The following is a 16,324-nucleotide window of genomic DNA, read 5'->3' as shown; positions in this document are numbered from 1 at the left end:
GTCCGGCGGCGTCATCGCCCCGATGCGGCCCGCACGCGCGCCACCTGCGCCTGCAGGTCGGTCCACGCCGGCTCCTGCGGTGCGAAGCGTGCGCGCATGTAGCCGGCAAGTTCGGCAATCTGACGGTCGTCGAGCGCGTCGCGAAACGCCGGCATGAAGCCGATGTCGCGGCTCGCGGGTTCGCGCACGCCATCGAGAATGGTGCGCAGCAGGTTGTCGGGCCGCGTGCTCGTGAGGTTGCTGTTCAGCGCAAGCGGCGTGTTCACGCCGAGCAGCGTCGGGCCGTCGCCATCGTGGTGGCACGACGCGCAGGCGCTGTCGAACATGCGCTGCGCGGGGCCGAGCAACTGACCCTGCGCGCGCGCCGCGGTGTCAACAACCCGTTGCGCCGCGGCTTGCGGTTGCGCCACGGGCTCCGGGTTGAACGACGCAAGGTAGGTGGCCATGGCGCGCACGTCGGCATCGGGCACCTGCGCCAGTTCCCGCACCACCTCCGCCATGGGTCCGCCCGCGATGCCGTGGCGCTGCGTGTGGCCCTGGCGCAAGTAACGATAGAGCTCGTCGGCGTCCCACGGCACGGCCGATTTTGAAAGGCCGGTGAGCGCGGGCGCTTCCCAGCCGTCGATCATTGCGCCCGAGAGGAATGCACTGCCGCCCTGCTCCGCACCGAGTGCGTTGCGCGGCGTGTGGCAGGCGCCGCAGTGGCCCAGGCCGTTGACCAGGTAGGCGCCGCGGTTCCACTCCGCGCTTTGCGTGGCCACCGGCTGCAGCGGCGCCGGGTCATGAAAGAGCGCGTTCCAGCCGGCCATCAACGGCCGCATGCTGAACGGGAACTTCAACTCGGCCTTCGGCGTTTCGGCGCGCACGGCCGGCATGGACATGAAGTACGCGTAGAGCGCCTGCAGGTCGTCGTCGCTCGTCTTGGCGAATGCCGTGTACGGAAAGGCCGGGTACAGGTGGTGGCCGTCGCGCGAGACGCCTTCGCGCATCGCACGCTGAAAAGCGCTGAACGACCAGCGGCCCAGGCCGGTGTCGGCATCGGGCGTGAGGTTGGTGGTGTAGAGCGTGCCGAACGGCGTTTCCATTGCGCGGCCGCCTGCGTTGGGCACGCCGCCCGGTGCGGTGTGGCACACGGCGCAATCGCCGAGGGCGGCGAGCACGCGGCCGCGTTCGATGGTGGCTTCGCTGTAGACCGGGGCGCTGAGCGAAACGGGGGCGATGGCGGAGCGCCAGCCGAGCAGGCCGGCGATGAGGCCGATGCCGCCGATGAAGAGGGCGGCGCCGGTGGCGAAGAGGCCCTTGCGCCGAGGCCAAGGTGCATTGCCCCTTCCCCCTCCGGGGGAAGGTTGGGATGGGGGCACGGCAGCGTCACCACTTGCACGCCGCTCGCCCCCACCCCCGCCCTCCCCCGGAGGGGGAGGGAGAAACTCCCGGCTCAACGCGGCCAGCACTTTCTCCGGCGTGAACGGCGGCTCGCGAAACCTTACCCCCGTCGCATCGAAAATCGCATTCGCAATGGCCGCAGTCCCCGGCACCGAAGACGATTCGCCCGCACCCAGAGAAGGCTCGCCGGGCCGCGGCATGTGCATGATCTCGATCACCGGCACTTCGCGGAAGTTGATGATCGGGTAGCTGCCCCACTCGCGGCTTGCGACCACGCCGGTGGGCAACACGCCCGGCAGCTGCGCGCCACCGCTAGAGCCTTCGCCTTGCTGCGGCGGTGCGAACTGCACCTCTTCCTTCAATGCGCGGCTGGTGGTCTGGATCACATTGCCATGCACCTGGTGCTCGACGCCCGCGGGGTTGATCATCAGCCCCGCGTCGTGCCCCACCACCACGCGGCGCACATGCACTTCGCCGGTCTTGCGATTGACCTCGACGTCGGCCACCCATGCAGCCCATGCGGCGCCGAAGCCGGGCCACTTGCTGTGGATGTAGCGTGCGTAGGCAAAGCCCTGACCAAAGAGAATGTCCCCCCCCGCGCCGAGCCCGCCGTCGGCGTTTTCCTGCGGGCCGGTGCGCATGCGCCAGCCGGCCTTCTGCGCGGTGGCCTGCACCAGCTCGACGGCACGCGGATCGCTCAGGTGGCGCAGGCGAAATTGCACCGGATCGACGCCCGCCGCGGTGGCAAGCTCGTCGATGTACGACTCGTGCGCGAACGAACTCGGCAGCGCCGACACGCCGCGCAGCCACGAGGCCCGCACGATCGGTGCCATGTCGTTGACCCTCACGCGCAGGTTGTCGTAGCCGTAGGGCGGGCGTGCCGTTCGGTCGCCCATTTCGAAGGCTTGCGCCACCGGCTCGATGGTGCGCGTGAGCAGCAGCGCGAGCGTGGGTGCGCCGTTCGATGGATACGAGGTCTCGAAGTCGTAGGCGGCGATGCGGCCGTCGGCCATCAGGCCGCCATCCACTTCCATGAGCTGCGCGGCGCCCTTGGGCTCCCAGGCATGCTCCTGTTCGCGCGTGAGCTGCACGCGCACGGGGGCGCCCACTGCACGCGCGAGCAGCGCCGCATCGGCGGCCACGTCGTCGGCACCGTTGCGGCCATAGCAGCCCGCGGCTTCCATGCGAACCAGGTCGACCTGCACGTCGTCGACGCCCATGAGCCTGGCGAGATCGGCGCGCAGCACATGCGGGTTCTGCGAACCGGCCCATACGCGAAGCTGCGTGCCGCTGCCATCCCGCGGTTGCCAGTCGGCCAGCGCGCACGAAGGGCCGATGGACGCATGCATCTGGTACGGCCACACATAGGTGCGGTGCATCGGCTGCGCGGCGGCGGCAAGCGCACCGTCGACGTCGCCTTCGTCCACCAGCAGGCGCTGCGTCGACGGGTTGTCGCGCAAGGCCTGCGCCAGGTTGGAGAGGTCCGGCATGCCGGGCCACGGCTTCCACGCCACGCGCAGTTCGCGCAGTGCCTGCTCCGCGTGCTCTTCGCGCTCGGCCACGATGCCGACGAAATCGCGGATCACGACGACCGCGCGAATGCCCGGTATGTGCGCAATGGACGATTCGTCGACCGACTCGAGCGTGTTGCCGATGAAGTCGCCGTGGTCCGCGCCGGCGTACGGCGGACGCACCACGCGGCCATGCAGCATGCCCGGCACGCGCATGTCGTGCACGAAGATGCTCTCGCCCGCAAGCTTGGCGGGAATGTCCACGCGCGGCTGGCGCGTGCCGACGACGCGGTAGTCGGCCGGGTTCTTGGGCTGCGCACCGGGGTCGAGCCGCAGCACGGTACGCTGCCCTGCCAACAGGTCGGCATAGGTCACCCGGCGGTCGGTCTCTTCGATCACGCGCACCATGCCATTGCGAATCTGCAGTGCGTCGGCGGCCGTGCCAAGGCGCTCGGCGGCGCGCGCCAGCAGCCATGCGCGCGCCTGCGCGGCAGCCAGGCGCAGCGGCTGCGAATGGATCTGGATCGAGGCGCTTGCGATGGTCGCGCCCTGGTTGGGCGCGCGCGCGGTGTCGCCGAGCATCATGCGCACGCAGGGCATGCCCAGGTCGAGTTCTTCCGCCACGATCTGCGCGAGCGCGGTCTGTATGCCGGTGCCCAGGTCGACGTGGCCGTTGAGCGCCGAGGCGCTGCCGTCGTCCCATACCGCGAGCAGGATCTCGTCGCCTTCGATGGGGTTTCCCGCTACGGCTGTGGGCTGGCCCTTGGCGGGTGGGGGCGCGGGTGGGGTTTCGCGCACTACCAGCAGCACGCCGGTGGCGGCGAGAAACTCCGCGCGTGTCCGGGGCAGGTCGGCGCGCCGTGTCATGGTCTTTGCTCCCCGCATTGCCCCCTCTCCCACCCGGAGAGGGTTGGGGTGAGGGCCGGCGGCGGTGGCGAAGGCTGTGCTTGTGCGAAGGCCGATGCCCTCACCCTAGCCCTCTCCCAGAGGGAGAGGGGATAAGACGAGGCGTTCATGGACGGATCGCCTCTTGCATGCGCAGCGCAGCGCGCTGCACCGCATCCAGAATTTCAATATGCGTTCCGCAGCGGCACAGGTTGCCCGACAGTTCGCTGCGAATGCGCGCCTCGCTCGCATGCGGGTCGCGCGCAAGCAGCGCCGCAGCCTGCATCACCATGCCGTTGAGGCAATAGCCGCACTGCGCAGCCTGCGCATCTTCGAAAGCGGCCTGCACCGGATGCCAATGGCCGCGCGTGCCCAAGCCCTCGAGCGTGGTGACAGCACGGCCCGCCACGCCATGCGCGGGAATCACGCAGGCCCGTGCGGCCACACCGTCCACATGCACCGTGCAGGCGCCGCACTGGCCCAGGCCGCAGCCGTACTTGGGCCCATTCAGGCCCAGGTCGTTGCGCAGCAGGTGCAGCAGCGTGGCCTCGCGCGGCACGCCCGCAATCGAACAGGCCTGTCCGTTGACCTGCAGCTTCAGCGGCTCAGCGCCGCAAGTGGCCGTCACGGGTGTACATCTCCAGGTCGACGAACGTCGAGCCGTTGTGGTTCCTCGCGCTGTATTCGACCGGGAAATCGCCGAAGCGCGTGCTGCCGATGCTCTCCATCCCCGCGATGAAGCTGTCGCGCGTGAGTGTCTTGCCGCCGCGGCGCAGGCCCTCGACCATCACGCGTGAGGCGATGTAGCCCTCGAGCGTGGTGTAGCTGTCGATCTTCTCGCCGAACTCCGCGCGGTCGCGCTGGTAGTCGGCCACGATGGGCACGCGAACGGCTTCCGGCGGCGGCACGATGCTGGCCGTGACCAGCCCGGCCAGCTTGCCCTCGAGCCGCTTGGCGGAACCTGCCGCATCGGTAATGCCCACCGACAGCGTGTAGAGCGGCGCAGCCCCGCCGCTCGCGCGGTAGTCGCGTATGAAGACCTCGACCATGCGCCCCGCCATGATCATCAGCACCGCGCCGGGCTTGGCCTCGGCCAGGCCGGCGACCACCTGCTTGGCGTCTTCGGCGGTGATGGCAAGCGGCAGCGTCTTCACGACCTGCACCTTGTAGTCGGCCGCAAGCTGCTCGCAGGTGGCAAGGTTCGACTTGCCGAAGGCGCTGTCCTGGTAGACCACCGCAATCGACGAGAGGCTGATGGTCGAGAGATGGCTGATGATCTTGCGCAGCTCCAGGTCGTAGCCCGCGCGCACGTGGAACAGCAGGCGGTTGACCTTGGCGCGGAACGAGCTGGTGCCCACCAGCGGCGCAAACATGGGAACGCCGGCCTTCTCGGCCAGCGGCATTGCGGCCACCAGGTTGCCGGTGGCCACGTAGCCCGCCAGAGCGAACACCTTGTCCTCGTCGATCAGCTTGGCCGTGTTGACGGCCGTCTTCGCGGGGTCATAGGCATCGTCGTACGTCACCAGCTCGAGCTTGCGTCCGTTGATGCCGCCGGACTTGTTGACACGGTCGAAGTAGAGCTTGATGCCCGCGCGGTAGTCGATGCCGAAGTCCTTGGCCGGACCGCTGAAGACGGCCGACTGGCCGATGCGGATGATGCTGTCGGTGACGCCGTTTTCCGCCCGCGCCGGGCGCAGGAGCCCGGGTCCGATTGCCAGGGCTGCGCCGCCCGCCACGAGGGAGCGCCTCGAAATGGAAGTCTTCATGCGTCGTCGGTTTGTTGTGGTTGTTGTTGCCGTTGGAAGAATGAACGCGATGGCGGCACGTGCGTTCAGGCGGTCTGGATGTCGGCGGACTGGATGCGCTTGACGCCCTTGGCGGTCATCTGCTTCCATGCCGCGGCGAGCGAGCCGTTGAGGTCGATGGCGCGCGTGGCGTCTTCGATCACATACACCTCGAAGCCGGCCTTGCGCGCATCGAGCGCGGTCCAGGCCACGCAGAAGTCGGTGGCCAGGCCGGCCACATACACCGTCTTGATGCCGCGCTGCTTGAGATAGCCGCCCAGGCCCGTGGCGGTCTTGCGATCGGCCTCCTCGAAGGCCGAATAACTGTCCACGCCCTTGTGGAAGCCCTTGCGGATGATGACCTGCGCGGTCGGCAGCTTCAGGTCCTTGTGCAGGGCCGCGTCGTCGGTGCCCTGCACGCAGTGGTCGGGCCAGAGCACCTGCGTGCCGTAAGAAAGCTTGATGCTGCTGAACGGCTTCTGGCCCGCATGCGCGCTCGCGAAGGACGCATGGCCCTGCGTGTGCCAGTCTTGCGTGACGACGATGTTCTCGAACGACTCGGCCAGCTTGTTGATCACCGGCACCACCTCGGCGCCGCCCTTCACAGGCAGCGTGCCGCCGTCGACAAAGCAGTTCTGCACGTCGATGACGATCAGCGCGGACTTGTCGTTCGGCTTGATCTTCGGCGCCGCGAACAGCGCCCCGGCCGCACCCAGCATGCTCAATGCAGCCGTGGACTTGAGAAGGTATCTTCGCTGCGTGTCGTGCATGGTGTGTGCTCCGGTGGTTGATGACAAAAAAACGAAGGAGCCCGCGGGCTAGACGCTCAGGTAGGCGCGGCGCACTTCCTCGTTGGCCGCAAGCTCCGCCATGGTGGCGTGATAGCGGATCTGGCCCTTCTCGAGCACATAGGCGCGATCGGACACCAGCTCGGCAAAATGCATGTTCTGCTCCGACAGCAGGATGCTCACGCCCTGCGCCTTGAGCTCCAGGATCATGTTGGCCATCTGCTCGACGATGACCGGTGCCACGCCTTCCGAAGGCTCGTCGAGCAGCACCAGGTACGGGTTGCCCATGAGCGTGCGCGCCACGGTCAGCATCTGCTGCTCGCCGCCGCTCATGCGGCCGCCGGGGCGGTTGGGCATTTCGCCCAGGTTCGGAAAGAGCTTGAACAGCCGCTCTGGGGTCCACAGCGGCGCCTCGCTGCCGTCGGCCCAGCGGCGCGGCGCCTGCTTGCCGACCTCGAGGTTTTCCATCACCGTGAGGTCGGTGAACACGCGGCGGTCTTCGGGCACAAAGCCGAGGCCAAGCTTTGCCGCGTGATGGGGTTCGCTCTTCGAGATGTCGTTCCCCAGAAAGCTCACCTGCCCCTTGCGCTTGGGGAGCATGCCGATCAGCGTCTTCAGCGTGGTCGACTTGCCCGCGCCGTTGCGCCCCATGAGCGCGACGACCTCGCCCCGGCGCACTTCGAGATCGACGTCGTACAGGATCTGCGCGGCGCCGTACCAGGCGCACAGCGCGCTGGCCTTCAACAGTGTTTCATGCGTGCTCATTGAATACCTCCGCCCAGCAGGCTGCGGTGCCGAGCGCCTTCGGGCGGCCGTGCGGCGCTCATGCCGCGGCTCCCACCGCCGCGTTCACCTCGGCGGCTTTTTCTGCAATCTTCTCGAAGGTCTTGCCGCTGCCGAAGTACACCTCCTGCACTTTCGGATGGTCGCGGATCTCGAGCGGCTTGCCTTGCGCGATGAGGCGGCCGCGCGCCAGCACGATCATGCGGTCGGCGTACGCAAAGACCACGTCCATGCTGTGCTCGGTAAAGAGCACGGCCATGCCGCGGTCGATGACCAGCTGCTTGGTCAGCGCCATCAGCGAATTGCGCTCCTTGGGCGCCATGCCGGCCGTGGGTTCGTCCATCAGCAGCAGCTTGGGCGCATTGGCCATGGCGATTGCGAGCTCGACGCGCTTGACGTCGCCGTAGGCGAGCTCGCTACAGGGGCGATCGGCCTGCGCCTTCATGCCGACTTGCTCGAGCAGCGCCAGGGCCTCGTCGCGCCGGTGGTCGGCGGCGCGGCGCCACATCGAGAACAGCTTGCCGTCGTGCGAGAGCAGCGCCATCTGCACGTTCTCGACCACGGTGAGCGATGCGAAGGTTTCGGCAATCTGGAAGGTGCGGCCCACGCCCATGCGCCAGATGGCGCGCGGCTTGCGGCCTATCAGTTCCTCGCCGCCGAAGCGTATCGAGCCCTGGTCGGCCTTGAGTTGGCCGTTCACCATGTTGAAGGTGGTCGACTTGCCGGCGCCGTTGGGGCCGATCAACGCCAGCAGCTCGCCGGGCGCGAGATCGAAGCTGATGCCGTCTACAGCCTTGACGCCGCCGAAGGACTTGCCCAGGTTCTCGACCTTGAGCAGGGGAGCGTGCGCGCTCATGCTTTCACTTCCTCGAGTTTGGCTGTTTCGCGCGCGCCGCGGGTGCGGATGCGCTCGGACAGCTGCTTGGCGAAGCCCGCAATGCCTTGCGGGAACAGCAGCACCAGCAGCAGGATGATGGCGCCGAGCATGGCGCGCCAATAGTCGGTGTTGCGCGCGACCGTGTCGTGCAGCCACGTGAAGGTGACGGCACCGACCACCGGCCCCGCCAGCGTCTGGATGCCGCCGAGCAGCACCATCACCAGGCCGTCGACCGACTTGCCGACGCTCAGGGATTCCGGCGAGATGCTTCCCTTGGAGAAAGCGTAGAGCGCGCCGGCCAGGCCCGCGGCGGTGCCTGCGATCACGAAGGCGACCCACTGCATGCGCTTGACGTCGATGCCGATTGCGTCGGCGCGCAGCACCGAATCGCGCCCCGCCCGCAGCGCATAGCCGAACGGTGAAAACAGCACGCGGCGCAGCCCCAGCACGCCCAGCGCTACCAGTGCAAGCGTGAGCCAGTAGTACACGCGCTTGTCCGACAGCCACTCGGCCGGCCAGACGCCGGTGAGCCCGTTGCTGCCGCCGGTGAACGTGTCCCACTGGTAGGTGATGGCCCAGGTGATCTGCGCAAAGGCCAGCGTGAGCATGGCAAGGTACACGCCCGACAGCCGCACGGCGAACCAGCCGTAGACGAAGGCGCCGATGGCTGCGACCAGCGGCGCGACCACGAGCGCCAGCTCCATCGGCATGCCACTTGCGCGCACCAGCAGCGCCGCGCCGTACGCCCCCAGGCCGAAGTACGCCGCATGCCCGAACGAATGCATGCCGGCCGGCCCCATGATGAAGTGCAGGCTGGCCGCGAACAGCGCGGCGATGAGCAGGTCGATCATCAGCACCGTGGTGTAGGGCGAGTCCGCGGTGAGCAACGGTGCCGCCGCCAGCACCAGGCCGAACACCGCCGCGGCCACCACGTAGGTCTTGCTGGCGCGGCGCAGCGGTTCTTCCTGCATGCCGACGTACCGGCTGGGCGCCTGCGGCCGGCCGAAGAGGCCCCACGGCCGCCACACCAGCACCACCGCCATCACCAAAAAGTCCACCACCAGCGTGAGCTTGGAAAACGAAACGCTGATACCGAACACATCGACCACGCCCAGCCAGATGCAGATGGCCTTGATCTCGGCAATCAAGAGCGCTGCCGCATAGGCGCCCGGAATCGATCCCATGCCGCCGACCACCACGACCACGAAGGCCGCACCGATGGTGTTGAGGTCCATCTCGAGCGTGGCGGGCTCGCGCGGCAGCTGCAGCGCACCGCCAAGGCCCGCAAGCAATGCGCCGAGAGCGAACACCGCCGTGAACAGCCACGCCTGGTTGACGCCGAGCGCGCTGACCATCTCGCGGTCTTGCGTGGCGGCACGCACCAGCGTGCCGAAGCGGGTGCGCGTAAGCAGCATCCACACCAGGCCGAGCACCAGCGGCCCGACGACGATAAGGAACAGGTCATAGGACGGGAACTGCCGCCCCAGGATCATGACGGAGCCCGAGAGGCCCGGCGCGCGCGGCCCGAGCAGTTCGTCCGGGCCCCAGAGCCAGAGCACCGCATCCTTGATGACGAGGACGAGCGCAAAAGTGGCGAGCAGCTGGAACAGCTCGGGCGCCTTGTAGATGCGGCGCAGCAGCACCACCTCAATCACGGCGCCCAGAATGCCGACAGCCAGCGCCGCCAGCAGCAGCGCGGGCCAGAAGCCCAGGCTGCCGCCGAGCTTCTCGACCAGCGTGTAGGCGATGTAGATGCCCACCATGAAGAACGAGCCATGCGCGAAATTCACGATCCGCGTGACGCCGAAGATCAGCGACAGGCCGGCTGCCACGAGAAAGAGCGACGACGCGCTCGCAAGCCCGTTGAGCAGCTGGACGATGAAACCTGAAAAACTCATGACCCGTTCACCTTGCTGCCCGTTCAGTCCGCTGCGCGGGTTTTCTTGATTTCAGCCGGCGACGGCTGGTACTTGGCATCGGCGCCGTCGAGGTAGGTGTAGTTCACCATCACACCCTTGCCGCCCTCGTTCTTGGTGCGGCCCACGAAGGCGCCCATGGTCGACTGGTGGTCTTCGGGACGGAAGGTGATCTTGCCGAACGGCGAATCGACCTGCAGGCCCTTGAAGGCGGCCACCAGCTTCTCGGTGTCGGTGCTCTTGGCCTTCGCAATGCCCGCCGCGGCCGACTTGATCATGCTGTAGCCCACCACCGAGCCCAGGCGCGGATAGTCCTTGAACTTGGCCTGGTAGGCCTGCTCGAACTTCTTGTGCTCCGGCGTGGTGATGCCGTACCAGGGATAGCCGGTCACGATCCAGCCGTTGGGCGCTTCGTCCTTCAGCGGATCGAGGTACTCGGGCTCGCCCGTCAGCACGCTCACCACCTCGCGGTCCTTGAACAGGCCGCGCGTGTTGCCTTCGCGCACGAACTTGGAAAGGTCGGCGCCGAACAGCACGTTGAAGATCGCGTCGGGCTTGGCATCGGCCAGCGCCTGCGCCACGCTGCCCGCGTCGACCTTGCCCAGGGGCGTGGCCTGCTCGGCCACGAACTCCACGTCGGGCTGCGCGGCCTTGAGCAACTGCTTGAAGGCTGCCACGGCCGACTGGCCGTATTCGTAGTTGGGGTACACGATGGCCCAGCGCTTCTTCTTGAGCTTGGCGGCCTCGGGCACCAGCATGGCGGCCTGCATGTAGGTGCCGGGGCGCAGGCGGAAGGTGTACTGGTTGCCGCCCTGCCAGGTGATCTTGTCGGTCAGCGGTTCGCCGGCAAGGAAGAAGAACTTCTTCTGCTTGGCAAAGTCGGTCACGGCCAGGCCGGTGTTCGACAGGAAGGTGCCGGCGAGCATGTCGACCTTTTCGCGCGAGACGAGTTCTTCGGCCACGCGCACGGCGTCGCCGGGGTTGGCGTTGTCGTCGCGCGTGATCAGTTCGATCTTCTTGCCGTTGACGCCGCCCGCGGCATTGATTTCATCGACGGCGAGTTCCATCCCCTTCTTGTAGGGCTCGAGGAAGGCAGGCTGCGCCTTGTAGCTGTTGATCTCACCGATCTTGATGACGCCTTGCGCCTGCGCGACCGGAATCAGTGCGACGGTGAGCGCAGCGAGCGACACCACGTTGAAGGCAAAACGCATGGTCATGGGGAACTCCTCGTTGAAATGGTCAATGGAACCGAATAAATGCAATGGGCGCAAGCTGCAAGCCCTGGGATGAGCGTCATTTGAGGCCGTCTTCGCCCTTGATGTCGGCGACCTGCAGGCCTCCGATGCGAGGCAGCGGACGGCCGCTGTCGGTGACGGCCACCGCCACCACGATCTCGTTGGCGCGCGGTGCATCGGACACGCGGGCCTCGACGGCGTCGAAATGGCTGCGCACGAAGGCGGCGTCCTTGTGGCCGAGCGGCACGTCGATGGCGGTGCCCAGCGTGCCGCGCTTCTTGGCAGAAGGCACCAGCGCCGCGCCCTTTTCAACGGCCACGCGCAGCGGCGCGCCCAGCTTGGGATGCAGGATGGCGGCCGCATGCTCGAGCTCGCCGTTCTCGCCCACGATGGCGGCCTTGCCGTAGCTCTGCGCCTGGCCGGGCTCGATGCCGAGTGCCTTCACGGCCTTCTGGCCGAGCAGCGCGCCCAGCTCTTCGCCGATGGCGATCAGCTCGTCGAGGTTCTCGCTGAAGCGGCCCGCATAGGGGTTCTCGATCACGGCAATGGCCACCGCGCGGCGCGTGGGCGGCGTGATGTCGCGGCCCATTTCCTTGCGGGTTTCGTCGACCTGGACGACGAGCTTGCGGATGTTGGCGGTCATGTCTTGTGTTCCTTCTTGTCTCTTCTGGGGCGGCTCAGCGCAGGCCGTCCCACTTGCTGATGTCCTTGGCGAGCAGGCCGCCCACGCGCGCATGCACGCGGTAGCCCGTGCTCATGGCCAGGATGAAGACGATCTCGTCGGCCGCGGGCGCGCCGGGCACGCGCACTTCAATGGCGTCGAACTGGCCGCGCACATAGCTGGCGTTGATGTTGGTGAGCGGCACGTCGAGCGCCGCACCGGGCGGGCCGACCTTCTTGGTCGAGGGCACGATGGAAAGCGCGTTGCCGGGCTGGCCGGTTTTTTCTTCGGCCTTGCCCGCGGTGTAGGCGGCGCGGCTGCCCTTCCAGCCGAGCAGCTCGCGCATCGCGTAGCCGCCGGGCACATGCCAGAGCGCGCCGTGCTCAAGCTCGCCCGCGGCACCGACGATGGCGCCCTTTCCGTAGGTGGCAATCTGCTCCAGGGGCACGTCCATGGCGGCATGCAGCCGGTGCGCCATGTCGACGCCCACGGGGTCGAGCAGCGCCATCATCGGCAGGATGTCGGGCTCGTAGCGGCCCGCAAAAGGATTGGTCAGCACCGCGCCGATGGCACCGCGCACCAACGGGGTGTCGGCGCGCGGGCCGAACTCGTGGTGGATGTGCTCGACATGGGTGAAGACGCGGCGTATATCGATCATGAAAGGAACCTTGCTTTTCGTTAAGCAAATACTGAACCAACTGCCACGGAGGCCGCCGCCGGCAGCGCCTTCGAGCATAAGGGTTCGACAAGTCGCCACTGCCCCTGGCAAACGAGCAGAACGGCCCAGACGAGCCCGCCTTTTTGCAGCACCTTGGCGCAGACCGCCCCCGTATCGAGCGCGCTTTGTACCTGCGAAGGCGCCAGCGGCGGCACATCGACCGTGACCAGGATGTCGCCCAGGTCGCTATCGTCCTTGCATTCGTTCGCCGGGCGCCGTTGGATGGCTGCATCGTCCACGTCGACGGCATTGGCAATCACAGTGGCGGCCGCGTCGGCTTGCGCCGCCGTGGCGGCAAGCACCGTCACGCTGTCGGCAATGCCCAGCGAAAAACTGCGGCCGCGCCAGCCGCTGGTGGCCACGCCGCGCACCGGCTGATCGGCCTTGATCTCGAACTGGCCGTCGGTGGTGAGGATGCTGCTTTCACCATCGACATGCTTGCGCCAATCGAAGCGCGCCAGGTCGGAGTAGACGCCCACGCGCGCCGACTGGCCGGGCGCGAGGTGCAGCGCGATGTCGCCGCCGTTGTTGATCCACGCGCGCTCGATGCCTGGCCGGTCGTAGAACACGATGAGTTCCTGCGCCACGGAGCCGGCCACCGCCGCCATGGGCGTGACGAACATCGGCGAGAACGCGGCGCACGCATTCCACATGCGCTTGGCAATCACGCCGCGCGGGCGCATGTTGTCGCTTGCGGGCAGGCGCAAGAGCGGCAGCTCGCGCACCAATTCGTCGAGCACGTGGACGAAGCGCGCCCAGGCCGCGTCGTGCGCGGCCGCGACGGCGTACGGGTCGCCATGCGCCTCGGCCACGATGTCGATCGGGCCATGGTTGAAATGCCAGCGGTTCGCGTCGAGCGCGCTGCGTTGGGCGGTCATGGCAGCAAGCGCGCTGGGACGGCGCGGTGTTTCTCCCTCCCCTTCCGGGGGAGGGTCGGGGTGGGGGCACGCGGCGCATCCATCGGGCGCTCTGCCCGCCCCCATCCCAGCCTTCCCCCAGGGGGGGAAGGAGCAACGGTCACGGCGCACATCGACATGGGCATCGCTCAGCCCAGCATCGGGGCATGCCCCAGCGGCCACGGGTTGGCGTCGTCCATCACGAGCCACTGCCGCGCCAGCGGTGCGCCGTCTTCTTGCCACGCACCGCGGGCGAGCGCCTGCTCGAGCGAGAAGATGTGCTCCATGTGGCCGCCGAGCGCTGCGTAGTCGTCCTGCCGCATGCTGAACTCGATGGGCGCCACGATGGCCGGCGTGGGCACGGTGCCAAAGCTGTTGTCGGGCATGCGCATGACGTCCGCCATCACGGTGATGCCGCCACCGGGCCACACATAGGCCGGCGCGCCGCCGCAGGTCACGTTGACAAGCGCGCGCTTGATGGCGCGCGTGAGCAGCACCGGGTTTTCGGTGACGCCCGCACGCAGGCTACCGCCCGCACCGCCGAGGAACAGCACCGTGCACAGTGAGGGTTCGCAGTTCTCTCCGATGCGCTCGACGATGCGCTTCACTTCGGCGGGCATTTCCTGTTCGACGGGCTTCAGTGCCTCGTCGAGCACATACCACTGCGCGTGCTCGCCGGTGGTCGATGTCATCAGAAGGCGCAGGCCCGGGCGCGCCACGCCCTCTTCCCATCCTTCGATGATCGAGAGCGGATCGGCAATGTCGGTGCCGCCCCAGCCGTTGCCTGGGTTCGCCACCTGGAAGTAGCGCCCCGGCGTGGACTTGCGCCCCAGCATCTGGATGCCCGAAGGCGCCATGTCGAGGCAGCGCCCGGCCTGATGCTCGGTCAGCACGCCGGTGATGTGGTCGTCGACCACCACCACCTCGTCGGCCACGCCCGCGAACTGGCGCGCGAAGATACCGACCGCTGCCGAGCCGCAGCCCACGCGCATGCGTTGCTCTTCGACCCCGTTGACGATGGGCGCCTTGCCGGCCTGGATGACGAGCGTGGAGCCGCCGTCGATGGTGCACTCCACCGCCTTCTTGTTGCCCAGCAGCTGCATCAGCTCGGCCGTCATGCGGCCTTCCTTCTTGCTGCCGCCGGTGAGGTGGTGCACGCCGCCTAGCGAGAGCATCTGCGAGCCGTATTCGGCCGTGGTGACGTGGCCGACCACCTCGCCGCGGTAGCGCACGTTGGCCTGTTCGGAGCCCAGGAAACGGTCGGTGTCGATCTTCACCTTGAAGCTGCAGTAGCTGAAGATGCCTTCGGTAACGACCGTGACCATGTCGACGCCCTGGGCTTTCGAGGCCACGATGAAGGGGGCCGGCTTGTAGTCGGGGTAGGTGGTGGACGAGCCCACGCCGGTGACGAAGACCTCGTCGGCGTGCAGCAGGTTGCCGTTCCAGTCGGGGGCGTTTGATTCGGCCACTTCCGCTGTTTCCGGTTTGTCGGCGGCCGGCCGGTCGAAGGGCACCAGCTTGGGCGCCTCGCCGGCGATCTCGCGGCGCAGCAGCACCACGGGGTCGACGCGCACCAGCACACCTTCGCGGTTGGCATAGCGGTCGCAGGCGCCCGTGCGGCCGTCGGAAATCTGGCACAGCACGGGGCAGGCATTGCACTCGACCTTGGCGGTGCTCATGCGCTCGTTGCGCGGCGGCGCCTTGCCGAAGGCGCTGCTGCCGGCTTCTGCGACCACCGGCATGTCCATGCCGGGCATTCCGTCTGTCTTGGTGTGTTCGGTCATCGGGGCGATCTCGTGGGCAGTGTGTGTGGGGCAATCCGGTGTGGCGGGGTTTGCAACAAACGTGCCGTCTGCCCGCTTGTGCCCCGTCTGCCGTTTGTGTAGCATTCCCTACACTTTCATGTTGCGTTCACTACATTCGCGGTCAATGTAGCAAACAGGCCCGATGCTTGCAATGGTGTTTTCTCGCGGTGTTCATCGGGGTTTTTCCGACCAACGACAATGGAGAGTTCGCAGCCGGCCGACGGCTAGCGCCCCAAAGGCGTGCATTTCGGCTCAGCCACCTTCCCCAGTTACCAACCAACTCTTGAGTTCCGTATGAGTGCATTCAGCGAAGAACGCGTCCTGAGCGTCCACCACTGGACCGACCGCCTGTTCACCTTCACCACCACGCGCGACCCGGCGCTGCGTTTTTCGAACGGCCATTTCACGATGATCGGCCTGAAGGTGAACAACAAGCCCCTGCTGCGCGCGTACAGCATCGTGAGCCCGAACTACGAGGAACATCTCGAGTTCCTGAGCATCAAGGTGGAAGAAGGCCCGCTCACCTCGAAGCTGCAGCACATCCAGGTGGGCGACACCATCATCGTGGGCCGCAAGCCCACCGGCACGCTGCTCATCGACTACACGCTGCCGGGCAAGCGCCTGTACCTGTTCGGCACGGGCACGGGGCTCGCACCGTTCATGAGCATCATCCGCGACCCGGACACCTACGAGAAGTTCGAGCAGGTCATCCTGGTGCACGGCGTGCGCCAGGTCGACGAGCTGGCCTATCACGACCTCGTGACCGACCACCTGCCCAAGCATGAGTTCCTTGGCGAAATGGTGGAGAAGCAGCTGCTCTACTACCCCACGGTCACGCGCGAGGAGTTCCGCAACCAGGGCCGCATCACCGACCTGATCTCGAGCAACAAGCTCACCGACGACCTCGGCCTGCCCCCGATCAACCCCGCGGAGGACCGCGTAATGCTGTGCGGCAGCCCCGGCCTCCTGGTCGACCTGAAGCACATCCTCGAGGCACGCGGCTTCAAGGAAGGCAACACTTCGACCCCAGGCGACTTCGTGGTCGAGCGCGCGTTCGCTGAAAAATAAGCCAAGCCTCACGC

General features: G+C 67.3%; 13 protein-coding genes. 1 reads left to right on the top strand and 12 read right to left on the bottom strand.

Going from position 1 to position 16,324, the window contains the following annotated elements:
• Positions 1-11: 11 nt before the first annotated feature.
• The 12 genes from V9K97_RS21460 to V9K97_RS21405 form a co-directional block, all read right to left on the bottom strand.
• A complete protein-coding gene (locus V9K97_RS21460; protein WP_337320521.1) occupies positions 12-3,761 on the bottom strand; it encodes a molybdopterin cofactor-binding domain-containing protein in 3,750 nt (1,249 codons plus the stop codon).
• Between the two features lie 145 nt (positions 3,762-3,906).
• Positions 3,907-4,407 (bottom strand): (2Fe-2S)-binding protein, encoded by a 501-nt coding sequence (locus V9K97_RS21455; protein ID WP_337298688.1) that lies wholly within the window; start codon positions 4,405-4,407, stop codon positions 3,907-3,909.
• Entirely contained in the window at positions 4,385-5,545 is a 1,161-nt protein-coding gene (locus V9K97_RS21450; RefSeq protein WP_258503352.1) for an ABC transporter substrate-binding protein, read from the bottom strand. The genes V9K97_RS21455 and V9K97_RS21450 overlap by 23 nt, the downstream gene beginning before the upstream one ends.
• Before the next feature lie 65 nt (positions 5,546-5,610).
• On the bottom strand, positions 5,611-6,333 hold the full coding sequence (pncA, locus tag V9K97_RS21445) for a bifunctional nicotinamidase/pyrazinamidase (protein ID WP_258503351.1): 723 nt from the start codon (positions 6,331-6,333) through the stop codon (positions 5,611-5,613).
• Positions 6,334-6,381: 48 nt separating this feature from the next.
• Positions 6,382-7,116 carry an ABC transporter ATP-binding protein gene (locus V9K97_RS21440; RefSeq protein WP_337320518.1) on the bottom strand — a complete coding sequence of 245 codons (735 nt, stop codon included), beginning with the start codon at positions 7,114-7,116 and terminating at the stop codon, positions 6,382-6,384.
• Between the two features lie 58 nt (positions 7,117-7,174).
• Positions 7,175-7,990 (bottom strand): ABC transporter ATP-binding protein, encoded by an 816-nt coding sequence (locus V9K97_RS21435; RefSeq protein ID WP_337320516.1) that lies wholly within the window; start codon positions 7,988-7,990, stop codon positions 7,175-7,177.
• A complete protein-coding gene (locus V9K97_RS21430) occupies positions 7,987-9,909 on the bottom strand; it encodes an ABC transporter permease (protein ID WP_337320514.1) in 1,923 nt (640 codons plus the stop codon). Before V9K97_RS21430 ends, V9K97_RS21435 begins: the two co-directional genes overlap by 4 nt.
• Before the next feature lie 23 nt (positions 9,910-9,932).
• Positions 9,933-11,138: an ABC transporter substrate-binding protein gene (locus V9K97_RS21425; protein WP_443303919.1), complete on the bottom strand. Its 1,206-nt coding sequence runs from the start codon at positions 11,136-11,138 to the stop codon at positions 9,933-9,935.
• Positions 11,139-11,220: 82 nt separating this feature from the next.
• Positions 11,221-11,805, bottom strand: a complete 585-nt coding sequence (locus tag V9K97_RS21420; protein WP_337320509.1) for an amino acid synthesis family protein — start codon at positions 11,803-11,805, stop codon at positions 11,221-11,223.
• Between the two features lie 34 nt (positions 11,806-11,839).
• Positions 11,840-12,481 carry an amino acid synthesis family protein gene (locus V9K97_RS21415; protein WP_126746691.1) on the bottom strand — a complete coding sequence of 214 codons (642 nt, stop codon included), beginning with the start codon at positions 12,479-12,481 and terminating at the stop codon, positions 11,840-11,842.
• Positions 12,482-12,501: 20 nt separating this feature from the next.
• Complete coding sequence (locus V9K97_RS21410) at positions 12,502-13,419, bottom strand: UPF0280 family protein (RefSeq protein ID WP_337320507.1); 918 nt, start codon at positions 13,417-13,419, stop codon at positions 12,502-12,504.
• A gap of 167 nt (positions 13,420-13,586) precedes the next feature.
• Positions 13,587-15,221: a 6-hydroxynicotinate reductase gene (locus V9K97_RS21405; RefSeq protein ID WP_337320505.1), complete on the bottom strand. Its 1,635-nt coding sequence runs from the start codon at positions 15,219-15,221 to the stop codon at positions 13,587-13,589.
• Positions 15,222-15,536: 315 nt separating this feature from the next.
• Here V9K97_RS21405 and V9K97_RS21400 point away from each other — a divergent pair, with 315 nt between their 5' ends.
• Entirely contained in the window at positions 15,537-16,310 is a 774-nt protein-coding gene (locus V9K97_RS21400) for a ferredoxin--NADP reductase (RefSeq protein ID WP_258503341.1), read from the top strand.
• Positions 16,311-16,324: the final 14 nt, after the last annotated feature.

This window comes from Variovorax sp. CCNWLW186, assembly GCF_037203865.1.
Classification (GTDB): Bacteria; Pseudomonadota; Gammaproteobacteria; order Burkholderiales; family Burkholderiaceae_C; genus Variovorax.
Note: the sequence above shows the minus strand (reverse complement) of the source record. Positions and strands in the feature narration are given on the sequence as shown.

Coding starts and splice junctions, on each gene's coding strand:
- V9K97_RS21400 (WP_258503341.1), top strand. CDS start 15,537: ATGAGTGCATTCAGCGAAGAACGCGTCCTGAGCGTCCACCACTGGACC.
- V9K97_RS21450 (WP_258503352.1), bottom strand. CDS start 5,545: ATGAAGACTTCCATTTCGAGGCGCTCCCTCGTGGCGGGCGGCGCAGCC.
- V9K97_RS21460 (WP_337320521.1), bottom strand. CDS start 3,761: ATGACACGGCGCGCCGACCTGCCCCGGACACGCGCGGAGTTTCTCGCC.
- V9K97_RS21420 (WP_337320509.1), bottom strand. CDS start 11,805: ATGACCGCCAACATCCGCAAGCTCGTCGTCCAGGTCGACGAAACCCGC.
- V9K97_RS21415 (WP_126746691.1), bottom strand. CDS start 12,481: ATGATCGATATACGCCGCGTCTTCACCCATGTCGAGCACATCCACCAC.
- V9K97_RS21430 (WP_337320514.1), bottom strand. CDS start 9,909: ATGAGTTTTTCAGGTTTCATCGTCCAGCTGCTCAACGGGCTTGCGAGC.
- V9K97_RS21425 (WP_443303919.1), bottom strand. CDS start 11,138: ATGCGTTTTGCCTTCAACGTGGTGTCGCTCGCTGCGCTCACCGTCGCA.
- V9K97_RS21405 (WP_337320505.1), bottom strand. CDS start 15,221: ATGACCGAACACACCAAGACAGACGGAATGCCCGGCATGGACATGCCG.
- pncA (WP_258503351.1), bottom strand. CDS start 6,333: ATGCACGACACGCAGCGAAGATACCTTCTCAAGTCCACGGCTGCATTG.
- V9K97_RS21410 (WP_337320507.1), bottom strand. CDS start 13,419: ATGACCGCCCAACGCAGCGCGCTCGACGCGAACCGCTGGCATTTCAAC.
- V9K97_RS21435 (WP_337320516.1), bottom strand. CDS start 7,990: ATGAGCGCGCACGCTCCCCTGCTCAAGGTCGAGAACCTGGGCAAGTCC.
- V9K97_RS21440 (WP_337320518.1), bottom strand. CDS start 7,116: ATGAGCACGCATGAAACACTGTTGAAGGCCAGCGCGCTGTGCGCCTGG.